This is a genomic window from Corynebacterium sp. (genome assembly GCF_030538285.1).
Taxonomy (GTDB): domain Bacteria; phylum Actinomycetota; class Actinomycetes; order Mycobacteriales; family Mycobacteriaceae; genus Corynebacterium.
In genome coordinates this window covers 1-10657 of sequence record NZ_JAUNUG010000063.1, presented here as the reverse complement: position 1 = coordinate 10657, position 10657 = coordinate 1, and the positions used below count along the sequence as shown (strand labels likewise).

The following is a 10657-nucleotide window of genomic DNA, read 5'->3' as shown; positions in this document are numbered from 1 at the left end:
GGGGCAGGGAGCGCAGCGCCACCAGTTCGAAGGAGTAGGGGATGAGGGAGGCGAGTACGGCGGTCAGTGCTGCGAGGGCGAGTAGTCCGGGTGAATCCAGAATGGTCGCCACCCCGCGGGCCCCGAAGGGGGCGACCACGGCTGCCGCGAAGGGGGCGACCACCGCCGCGGCCAGCAGGAAGGCCACCGCCAGTCCGCCTTGGCCGGGGACGGGGACACCGACGCGTCGAGAAGCGAGAATGTAGCCCATCCGCACCGGCGACCTCCAGGAGTCCCAGCCGAGCAACGCCAGCCCCACCCAGAGGAACTCCCGCGCACCCCGGGACAACAGGGCTGCCAGTAGCAGCGGGATCAGGGCTATGGCGGCGTAGTAGAAGCCGTTCATCCCGGCCAGGGTGGGGGCGAACAGTCCCACCGCCACCCACTGCTTCCTCGGGGTGGGCGAAAGCCAGCAGCAGGTGTCCGGCGACGAGGAGGCGGATGGTCGTCACGCCCCACGGTCCGGTGTGCGGGAAGTCGTAGGTTACGACTGTATCGCCGAGTTGCAGCGACGTGCAGAAGGTGAGAACGAGCTCCATGGCACCGGGGGGATTAGATATTCGCTGTATCTGACCTGGTGTTGTGTGGAGAGTCGAGAGTTTTCAGCCACTTGGGCGGCATTTAACAACCTGAGAGAGTTAAATAAACCTATGAACCAGATATCTCCGACAATTTCCAGGTTTGAATCAGACTTCCCTCAGCATGAGGTGGGGGTGGACGATCTGTTCTTCTCCACGACCGACGCCAAGGGGGTGATCACCGATTCCAACGAGGTCTTCGAGCGCCTCGCTCGCTATTCGCGCGATGAACTCATCGGGTCCGCGCACAACATCATCCGCCATCCCGATATGCCGGGTGGTGTGTTCCGCGCCATGTGGGACACGCTGGAAGCAGGTGAGCCTTTCGTCGGTTATGTCCGCAACCTGGCGAAGGGGGACTCCTCCTACGACGTCCTCGCCACCGTGACCCCGCTGCCCGACGGCGGCTACCTGTCGGTACGTATGCGCCCCTCCACCGACACTTACGCCACTGCTGCGTCCGTGTACTACGAGATGAATGATCTCGAGCACTGGGTGTGCAACAACGAGGGCAAGAACCGCCGGGAGGCGGCCGCCATCGGCGTGGGCCGGCTGCAGGAAGAGCTGGATAAACTGGGGATCCCTGATTACCGCCACCTGATGAACGTCATGCTCCCGGCGGAGGTAGCGGCGCGGGAGGCGCAGTCGTCGATCGACATCGCCGCGCTGGGGTCCCGCAATGAGGTCGCGCAGGCGGTGGTCGCGGTGTACCGGGCGCTCGATGATTTCATGAACACCCAGGACTCCCTTGCCCGCACGGTGGCCGCGCTCCGGGCGGCCAGCGCCCAGCTCGATGAGGACACCTCCACCACGGCCCGCGTCGCACAGGAGATGGACAACCTCGACATCGACGGCCCTGAGGCCACACTTTTGCTGGCCCCCTTGAAGGTTTGGGCCGGTATGCGCAGCATTGTCGCCGAGTACATCGGGGACCTGGAGGAGATGTTGGCATCCCTGCAGGCGCTGAGCGAGCAGTCACGCTTTTTCATCGCACTTGCCCGTCTGCACGCTTTGATGACCGCGCTGTTCGCCGCCGATGAGGCCGATCGGCAGGAATCGATCGGGATGCTGGTGAAGGTGTTGGAGGCCGGGACGGAGAAGATGCGCCACCTGGTGGCGGAGCACCAGCGGGTGTCGCGCCGCGTGTCGGTGAAGTCCGGTTCGGTGGTGTCGTTGCTGGAGGTGCCGCGCGAGATGATCGACACGTGGCTGCAGTCCACCGTCACTTCCTCGCTTGCCGACGGCGCCGAAGAGCTCATCGCCCAGGCCCGGCAGGCCATCGAGAAGTCCGATTCCTCCATGGCGCAGCTCAGTGAGCTGGGGCAGGCGGTCAACGAACAGCAGACCCTGGAGTTCGATCAGCTGCAGGACGCGGTGCACTACCTGTCAGGGCTGGTGGCGGGGGCCTGACGGGGGCGTCGATAAGCATGTCTGGGCGGGGCATGCGGCGTAGTAGGATCAAGGCCGTGACTTCCGCAAACCCCCGCCCCGTCCTCGTCGTGGACTTCGGAGCCCAGTACGCGCAGCTCATCGCCCGGCGCGTGCGTGAGACCCGCATCTACTCCGAGGTTGTCCCGCACACCGCCACCGCCGAGGAGATCAAGGCCAAGAACCCGGCCGCCCTCATCCTCTCCGGTGGCCCGTCCTCGGTCTACGCCGATGACGCCCCCCGGCTGGATCCGCAGATCCTCGAGCTCGGCGTCCCGGTCTTCGGCATCTGCTACGGCTTCCAGGCCATGACCGCCGCCCTCGGCGGCACGGTGGCGGAGACCGGTGCCCGCGAGTACGGCCGCACCGATTTGGAGGTCGTCGGCGACGGCGGCGTGCTCCACGATCAGCTCGCCGCCCAGCACAAGGTGTGGATGAGCCACGGTGACGCCGTGACGGTCGCCCCGGAGGGCTTCACCGTCACCGCCACCTCGGAGGGCGCCCCGGTGGCCGCGTTCGAGAACGTGGACACCCGGATGGCCGGCGTGCAGTACCACCCGGAGGTCCTGCACTCCCCGCACGGCCAGCAGGTGCTCACCCGCTTCCTCACCCAGATCGCCGGGCTGGAGCCCACCTGGACCCCCGCGAACATCGCCGAGCAGCTCATCGCGGCCGTCAAGGAGCAGATCGGCCCGGACGGCCACGCCATCTGCGGACTCTCCGGCGGCGTGGACTCCGCCGTCGCCGCCGCCCTCGTGCAGCGCGCCATCGGCGACCGCCTGACCTGCGTATTCGTGGATCACGGTCTGCTGCGTTCCGGCGAGCGCGAGCAGGTGGAGAACGACTTCGTCGCCGCCACCGGCGCCCGCCTGGTCACCGTCGACGAGCGTCAGGCCTTCCTGGACAAGCTCGCCGGCATCAGCGAGCCGGAGGCCAAGCGCAAGGCCATCGGCGCCGAGTTCATCCGCTCCTTCGAGCGCGCCGTCGCCGGGGTCCTCGAGGGCGAGCAGGTCGACTACCTGGTGCAGGGCACCCTGTACCCGGATGTCGTCGAGTCCGGCGGCGGTTCCGGTACCGCGAACATCAAGAGCCACCACAACGTCGGCGGCCTGCCGGACGATGTCGAGTTCGAGCTCGTCGAGCCGCTGCGTCTGCTGTTCAAGGACGAGGTCCGCGCCGTGGGCCGCGAGCTGGGTCTGCCGGAGGAGATCGTCAACCGCCAGCCCTTCCCGGGCCCCGGCCTGGGCATCCGCATCATCGGCGAGGTCACCGAGGAGCGCCTGGAGATCCTCCGCGCCGCCGACCTCATCGCCCGCAACGAGCTCACCGCCGCCGGCCTCGATGACACCATCTGGCAGTGCCCGGTGGTCCTGCTCGCCGATGTCCGCTCCGTCGGCGTCCAGGGCGACGGCCGCACCTACGGCCACCCCATCGTCCTGCGCCCCGTCTCCTCCGAGGACGCCATGACCGCCGACTGGTCGCGCATCCCCTACGACGTGCTCGAGCGCATCTCCACCCGCATCACCAACGAGGTCAAGGACGTCAACCGCGTCGTCCTCGACGTGACCTCCAAGCCGCCGGGAACCATCGAGTGGGAGTAGTCTTCCCCTGTGGCAGCGCCCCCTGACAGGTTGTCAGGGGGCGCTGCTTTTTGCTTATCGACGCCCGCGTGACTCCGCGTGACGATTTCGTCACCCACGCCGGAGGGTTCATGTCCGGGGGGTTAGGCCTAAGGGGTCGAGGGTGGGTGACGAAATCGAAACCTGATGATCCCCGCCGCGAGGAGCCACAGCGCCGACCACAGCACCACGACTGCAGCGATATCCGGGGCCCACGGCCACAGGTGGTGCAGCGGGTAGCCGAGCACGTAGGGCACGGCCAGGGTGGACACTGCGATGAGCACCGAGGCGACCATGACCCAGCGGCGGGGTCGCAGGGCCAGGGCGAGCAGCGGCAGAACACATGCCATCATGAGCCACAGTGACAGGCGGGAGGGGGCAGGCAGCGGTTCGACCTGCCCGCCGAGTTCCGCGCGCACGACGTTGTCCGCCCACACATCCAGGCGCTGTGCCTCGGTCTCCCCGTAGTAGGCGGTGAGAAGCACCACCGCTCGGTCGAGCTCGGGCACGAGGGTGACGTGGGCGAAGTAACCGGGCACCGCGCCGCTGTGGCGGTAGGTGGTGACCTCGGTGTCTGCGCGAGCGTCGATAAGCATTGATTCCTGGCGCCACGCGGCGGAGGGCTCGGCGAGCTGCCGGGCGGCGAAGTTGGCGAGGGTGGTGATGTCGCCGGCGAGGTAACCGTAGCCGAGGCCGGTGGGGTCGTGACGCGCGGGCAGCGGCATCCGCCAGGAGAGGAAGGGGACGGAGCCGGCGGGGACGTCGCCGTCAGTGACCACGCCGGGGGCGACGGTGGCGAAGTCCGGCCCGGTCTCCTCCAGTACGGCCTGAAGGAGCACGTAGTTGAGGCTGGAGTAGCGGTAGCCGCGTTCACCGAGTGGTTGGTCGACGATGTCGCTGAGCTCCACCCCGGCGCCGTCGGTGAGGGTGATGTCGTGCGGCAGTCCGGAGGTGTGCCCGAGCAGGTCCGCGAGGGTGGTGCCGCGGTGGGCGAGCTCGGTGTCCCGCAGGGCGGGGAGCACCTCGGCGACCGGGGTGGTAAGCGGGAGATCGCCGGCCTCCAAGGCCGCGGCGGTGATGGTCTTGGACACGGAACCGAACTGGTAGATGCGACCCGGGTCGGTGTGCGCGGCGTCGGTACGCAGGATGCCTGCGGAGGACACGACGGCCATCTCGGTGGGCGTGGCGGGGGCGGGGGCGGCGAGGGTGCCACCGCCCACCGCGGCTGCGATCAGGGCCGGGGCCAGCAGGCGGGAGAGCATGGTCAGTCCTGGGCGGGAAGATCACGCGGCACCGACACCTTCACCGGGCCGATACCGCCTTCGACCTGGAGGGTGAGCGTGCCGCCGGAGGCGCGGTCGTTGTAGGTGCCGGGGTCGCAGTCCAGCTCTCCGAGGCCTTCCTCGCAGGTCAGCTGCACGGGCACCGCGGTGGGCAGGTAGACGTTGACGGGGCCGATGCCACCGTCGATGCGGACCGTGTGGGATGCGTCCAGCGGGGGCAGCTGGCGCAGGTCGACCTCGAGGGAGCCGATTTCGCCCTGGTAGCGTCCCTGCAGTTCGGCCTCGGTGGCGGGGGTGTAGGAGAGATCCTGGCCGACGTCCTTCTGATAGAGGAAGGCGCCGAAGACGCCGGAGATGATGGTCGCGGCGCTGAGTGCGCCGAACAGGCCGAGTGCCACCCAGGGCCAGAGGCGCGGCTTGCGGCGCGCCGGCTGCGGGGCGGGGCCGGGTTCGGGCAGGTCCCAGGCGAAGGGGGCGGCGCCGAGGGGGTCCCAGGACGGCGGGGTCTCGCGTCCGGGTGGCACGTCGGTGCCGTCGGCGGGGTGAAAGCCGGAAAGGTCGACGGGGGTGGGCATGGCGGGGACGGGGGCGTCGGCAAGCAGCCCGGCCGGGGGCTGCGGGGTGCGCTGGTGGAGCAGCCACCAGGCGGCGAACAGGAGTCCCACGGCGAGTAACCCGGAGGAGAACCAGGCGCCCTCCGTGCCAAAGGAGCCGAAGGTGAGGATGAAGAAGATAAGCAGCCACCAGCCGGTGGTGCGTTCCTTTTTCTCCGGAGGGCTTAGCTCTTCTGTCCGGCGGGATATGGCGGTGAGCGGCGCGGTGCTCAGCCCGTAACGCGGCATGCACATCCAGGCCAGGAGGTAGGCCGCGAGACCTCCGCCGAAGGTGAATAGGGAGACGACGAAGAGGACGCGAACGATGGTCGGGTCGATCTGGTAGCGCACGCCGATGCCCTCACAGACACCGGCGATCTTGGCGTTGCCGCCCTGCTCGGCGGGAATGCGGGGCGGGCGGGTGGCCCACATCTGGGAGGCGGTGTCGGAGAAGCTCGTGGTGGTGTTCATGTCTTCATTGTCGGTTGTTCGGGTGGGGAAACGGTATAGGGATCCACCCTGATTTTGTGTTTTCAGGGTCTGCCCCGATGTATCCGGGGGTGGGGTCTGACAGGATCAGGGCATGAGTAATGCCAGCCCGGTCCCGTACGGGGCCGATCCCACCCGTGCCGTCGCCGGCCCGTACCCCACTTATCGACGCCCCAGTTCCGGCCGCGTCATCTCGGGCGTGGCGGGCGGCCTGGCGGTGCATCTGGGGGTGGACGTGTTCTACGTCCGGCTGGCGTTCATCGTGGGGGCGTTCCTCTCCGGCCTGGGTGTCATGGCATACGCGGGCCTGTGGATGTTCTCCAAGGCCTCCGACGAGGTGGTGCTGCCGCAGCGGAAGCACCAGCTCTCGCGCCCGGTGTACCTGCTGCTGGCGGCCGTCGGCGGGCTGGGTTTCTTCATGTCCGTCACCCTGGTGTCCGGCGTGTCGGGGGCGGTGCTCGTGCCGCTTCTGGTCGCGGGAGTCGGCGCGGTGCTCGCCTGGCAGGCCTATGACCGGGGGCTGGAGTCGGGGCGCAGTTACGTCAGCATCATCGGCGGGGCAGCGTTGGTGCTGGCCGGCGTGGTGGTGACCATCTTCTTCGCGGAGAGTTCCGGTGGTTTCGCAGCGGCGCTCATCGCGGTGCTGCTCACGCTCGCCGGGGTGGCGGCGCTCGGTGTGCCGCTCATCGTCCGCCTGTGGGATTCGCTGGCGGAGGAGCGGGCGGCGAAGGCGGCGAGTGAGGAGCGGGCGGAGATCGCCTCCCGTCTGCATGATTCGGTACTGCAGACGCTGGCGCTCATCCAGAAGCGTGCCGAGGATCCGGCTGAGGTCACCCGCCTCGCCCGCGGCCAGGAGCGCGAGTTGCGGCAGTGGCTTTTCGACGCCGAGGAGAAGATCCACCAGACCGTCTTCGCCGCCGTGGAGACCGCGTGTGGTGAGGTGGAGGATCTCTTCGGCATCCGTATCGCGCCGGTGACCGTCGGCGAGGACGTCGACCTCAGCGAGGAGACGCAGGCCGTCGTCCTGGCCGCCCGGGAGGCGATGGTGAATGCGGCGAAACACGCGGGCGTCGATAAGCTCGATGTTTACGCCGAGATCCTCGCCGGTGAGTTGAGCATCTTCGTGCGCGACCGGGGTGCCGGTTTCGATCCCGCCGACATCCCCGCCGACCGTCACGGTATCCGCGACTCCATTGAGGGCCGCATGCAGCGTATTGGCGGCACCGCGCGCATTCGTTCGACGCTGGGGGAGGGCACCGAGGTCACCGTGAGTTACCGACTCCCGGTATCCTGAACGGCATGGTGGACCCAGTGATGATGGGGTGTCCCCCGTCTCAGTTTGATCTGCATATAGCTGTGGTGGCCCCTGTTTCAGGGGGTTAGCCTGCCTGAGGCCACGGCAAGAGTCATTGCCAGGAAAAGGATATTCCCGGCCAGGAAACCTCCCCACAGGCCCCACCCCAGGGCAAGAATGGAAGAATGTATCCGGCGGTAACGGTATAAAACCATACCCGTTATAGCCGATATTCCAAACAGTACCATTTGGTTTATGGAAAACCCCAGGATCCAAGTAGTTTCTCTTAAAAGGGCAAATTCAAGTGGTAGCAGACTGTCTCGAAAGAAGTAGCCAATTACCAATCCAACTAGGAAGAGTAGGGCAATGACCAGTTTTCGCACGCCCTCCATTAATTGAGGTCACTTCTCAGGAACACCAGATCGATGCCGCCGGTAGGGAGCTCATTTTGGGGAGTCAGGGTTACCCCTCGCATCCAAGGCGTATCCTATGCACACTCTTTTAATGGTCTCCGGTTGTCCATCCAGTCGAATTCCGACTTGGCGGCCTGTGTAGTTATTGTAAATATCCATGCCTGCGGTCTGTGCTGGAGTGTACACGCCGTTCGTGTCGGAGATGTTGTCGCGCTCGTGCGCGGTTGTTACAACTAAGCGAACGTGCGCCGCAACCGGATGAGCCGGCGGGCACGTGGGTCGAGGATAGGTTGTAGGGGTGTCGGTACGTGCGGTTCTATGCGGTGAAGAAGTTGGGCTCCGGATACTCGAGATAGACCCGAGCGGGAAATGGTGTGAAGAGAAACTTGCTGCGCCACTCCGCGGGTACTGTCCACACATCTTCCCAATCCCACTGGGTGGATTGGTCAATAAAATCCTGCACGTCATCCTTGTTGTCGAATGCCGCTATTCCAACCGGGTTGGAGAGTTCGAGTGCGAGTGGGTCATCCTGTGGAATTCCGCCTTGAAAAACTATGTAAAGGTCAGTTGGAAAGTCGGCCTGCCCTTGGAGAGGTATTTCCTCCCACGCAATGTGTGCTCCGGCCTGTTTTCCTTGTGACCACATTTCGTATGCTACTTGTTCATCCAGGGTTACCGCGCAGAATACGTGATATGGAGCGTCCAATGACATTTCCATCGGATCAGTTCTCCATCGCGTGCGGTAAACGAGGTAGGCTTTCGCCTTTGTTTTTAGGTTTCGGCGGGTAAGGGGCATTCGTATCTTTCGTATGGTCGCTTAAGCCAGGGTAGGGAGTTCTCTAGTGAACACGACACTTTTCCGTTCTGACGAGAGTGTATGATCGAGCAAAATACGTCCCAGAGGTTGTTGTGATTTTTCCCCTAGTAAATCCCTTGAATTGAGAATATTTGTCAGTTCGACATTCTTGCTCTATATTCAAGGTTGTATAGTCAACTGTGAATCCGCGGTCTCGGTGTTTTTTGTCAAGCTTTCGTCCGACGGCGGGCCCCCTATCTATGTGCTGGTTCACAGACGGGACGGGTACCCATTTGTTCCATTTGAGTTGAGCGAGCTCGCTCGTGTGTTCCACGCTGATCACATCAAGCTCGCATCTAGTCACGGGTTTAAAGCCAATAGATCCAAAGTTTCCACTTTTTCGAAGGTGCACGTGTTCTGTCTCGAGTTCGCAGGGTCCGTATCGTGTAGCGCTCGTCGTGCGGAGCTGGGTTGGGGAGCTGGACCCTGGAGGGGGTATCAGTCCGTTTTCAACTTGGTCAAAGTAGGCGTCAGCAGCTTCTTGAGAGTCAAATTTCAGGTAAGGAATGGTATCTAACTCGGCAAGTGGATTATTTAATCTAGCTGTAATCGCACCGCCTTCAAACTCTTGTCTATGGGTGAATTCTTCTGTGACTTGGGGGTCAGAGAGGGGGTAGCCATAATTTCCTGTTTCAGCTCCAGTTGCTTGCCATTCTCCGAGAATGGGAGGTTGGACTGGGTGCGCACCGGTCGCGGGCTTCCAGTAGATGGATCCTCCTTGGAAGATGCTGAATCGTCCGATTCCGTCAGTGGTCTTGGCTTCGTCGGCGATGGGGAAGCCGAGGTCACTGTTGGGTCCGCCGAGTTCGAGCCATTTGTCGAGGATGGCTCCGTTGATGCTGGCGACCTGGGGTCCCTGGGCAAGGGGGGTGCGGTACATGCGTCCGCCTTGGAAGAGTTGGACCCAGCCGTTGAGTTCTCCGTCTGTGGGGGTGGTGCCCTTGACGGGGACTTCACCGCCCAGGGGGTAGCCGAGCCAGCCTTGTTCCCATCCGTTGCGGGCCCACACGTCAGCGTTGCGCACGGTGATGGCATGTGCGCCGGTGGTGGGGTGCCAGTAGATGAAGCCGTTGTGGAAGCGCTGGCGGTAGCCTTGTCCGTCGGGGTTGAGGTGCATGGGCTCGATGGGGTGCATGAGCCAGCCGAATTGTCCGCCGAGTGCTTCGTAGCGGGCGAGGATGGCGCCGCAGACTTGGTGGGGTGAGAAGAAGAAGGTTTTGCAGTGGGTGGAGGCCGGGGCCATCATCCGGGCATCAAGGGCATCGAGAGTGCCGAGAGCATCGAGTGTGTCGGTGCTGGGCAGTGTGTGCTGCTCGGTGGCGATGGCGATTTCAGCGGCGTCGGCGTCTGTTTTGTTCACTCCTGCTGGGAGGCCGACGGTGTCGGACCACATTTCCCCGGGTACGAGTTCGGTTTCGGGGTCTCCTGCGGCCTGGGTGGCGCGGACCTTCTCGTGGTAGGCGGCGAGTTCTGCGTCGGTGACACCGCCGACACCATCAACGACAGGGGGTGTGATGGGGTCTTGGTGGAATTCTTTGATGTAGGCGTCGATGTCTTCGGGGGCGATGGTGCGTTCAGCCTGGGCGGTGGCTACCGCTGGCATGCCCCCCCCCGATCATGATGAGGGCCGCGGTTGAGGCGGCGATGCGTCTTAGTGGTGTCACGTGGGTCTCCTTGGGGGTTGATGGTGACACCTGTGACCTTAAATGTGCGGCGGGAAGCGTGCAGGGGAATCTATATATGAGGGTGGTTGCCGGGGGTGTTTGCTAGGCGTAGGCCAGCTGTGGATTCTATGGGTCGTTGCAACGGTGGGTGTTAAGCGATGATGCTACTGACTTCTTTGAGTGCGGCGGCCATGACTTCGGCTGGTGTGAGCCAGTCGGTGTTTTGCGTGGTCAATGGGGAGCGTGCGAAGACTGCTTCCCGGTTGCATGATTCGGAGTTGCAGGGGCTGGCGTTGATTCAGGGGTGGGAGCTGCGGTAGAGACCGTGTGTGGCGTGGCGGAGGACCGCCACGGCATCCGCGACTCCATTGAGGGCCGCATGCAGCGCATCGGCGGCACCG

The 10657-nt window shown here is 64.5% G+C and carries 7 protein-coding genes and 1 pseudogene; 3 read left to right on the top strand and 5 right to left on the bottom strand.

Annotated features, from left to right (window positions below; translation table 11 throughout):
* Nucleotides 1-421: pseudogene (locus Q4G50_RS13620) on the bottom strand (EamA family transporter); the annotation flags it as partial.
* Between the two features lie 331 nt (nt 422-752).
* Here Q4G50_RS13620 and Q4G50_RS13615 point away from each other — a divergent pair.
* Nucleotides 753-2027: a PAS domain-containing protein gene (locus tag Q4G50_RS13615; RefSeq protein ID WP_303378196.1), complete on the top strand. Its 1275-nt coding sequence runs from the start codon at nt 753-755 to the stop codon at nt 2025-2027.
* A 32-nt stretch (nt 2028-2059) separates the two neighbouring features.
* Entirely contained in the window at nt 2060-3646 is a 1587-nt protein-coding gene (guaA, locus tag Q4G50_RS13610) for a glutamine-hydrolyzing GMP synthase (RefSeq protein WP_303378195.1), read from the top strand.
* Between the two features lie 128 nt (nt 3647-3774).
* On the opposite strand, the gene Q4G50_RS13605 is transcribed toward guaA, so the two are convergent.
* Nucleotides 3775-4926 carry a serine hydrolase gene (locus tag Q4G50_RS13605; RefSeq protein ID WP_303378194.1) on the bottom strand — a complete coding sequence of 384 codons (1152 nt, stop codon included), beginning with the start codon at nt 4924-4926 and terminating at the stop codon, nt 3775-3777.
* A gap of 2 nt (nt 4927-4928) precedes the next feature.
* Nucleotides 4929-6011 (bottom strand): PspC domain-containing protein, encoded by a 1083-nt coding sequence (locus Q4G50_RS13600; protein WP_303378193.1) that lies wholly within the window; start codon nt 6009-6011, stop codon nt 4929-4931.
* 112 nt (nt 6012-6123) lie between these two features.
* Between Q4G50_RS13600 and Q4G50_RS13595 the strand changes: the two genes are divergently transcribed.
* On the top strand, nt 6124-7323 hold the full coding sequence (locus tag Q4G50_RS13595) for an ATP-binding protein (protein WP_303378192.1): 1200 nt from the start codon (nt 6124-6126) through the stop codon (nt 7321-7323).
* Between the two features lie 729 nt (nt 7324-8052).
* Here Q4G50_RS13595 and Q4G50_RS13590 read toward each other — a convergent pair.
* Complete coding sequence (locus Q4G50_RS13590) at nt 8053-8532, bottom strand: hypothetical protein (RefSeq protein ID WP_303378191.1); 480 nt, start codon at nt 8530-8532, stop codon at nt 8053-8055.
* A 43-nt stretch (nt 8533-8575) separates the two neighbouring features.
* Nucleotides 8576-10195, bottom strand: coding sequence for an LGFP repeat-containing protein (locus Q4G50_RS13585; RefSeq protein ID WP_303378190.1), 1620 nt, complete (start codon nt 10193-10195; stop codon nt 8576-8578).
* Between the last annotated feature and the right edge of the window lie 462 nt (nt 10196-10657).

What these genes read in the sequence shown, in the direction of transcription:
- Q4G50_RS13590 (WP_303378191.1), bottom strand. Translation starts at nt 8,532, where the DNA reads ATGCCCCTTACCCGCCGAAACCTAAAAACAAAGGCGAAAGCCTACCTC.
- Q4G50_RS13595 (WP_303378192.1), top strand. Translation starts at nt 6,124, where the DNA reads ATGAGTAATGCCAGCCCGGTCCCGTACGGGGCCGATCCCACCCGTGCC.
- Q4G50_RS13585 (WP_303378190.1), bottom strand. Translation starts at nt 10,195, where the DNA reads ATGCCAGCGGTAGCCACCGCCCAGGCTGAACGCACCATCGCCCCCGAA.
- Q4G50_RS13605 (WP_303378194.1), bottom strand. Translation starts at nt 4,926, where the DNA reads ATGCTCTCCCGCCTGCTGGCCCCGGCCCTGATCGCAGCCGCGGTGGGC.
- guaA (WP_303378195.1), top strand. Translation starts at nt 2,060, where the DNA reads ATGCGGCGTAGTAGGATCAAGGCCGTGACTTCCGCAAACCCCCGCCCC.
- Q4G50_RS13600 (WP_303378193.1), bottom strand. Translation starts at nt 6,011, where the DNA reads ATGAACACCACCACGAGCTTCTCCGACACCGCCTCCCAGATGTGGGCC.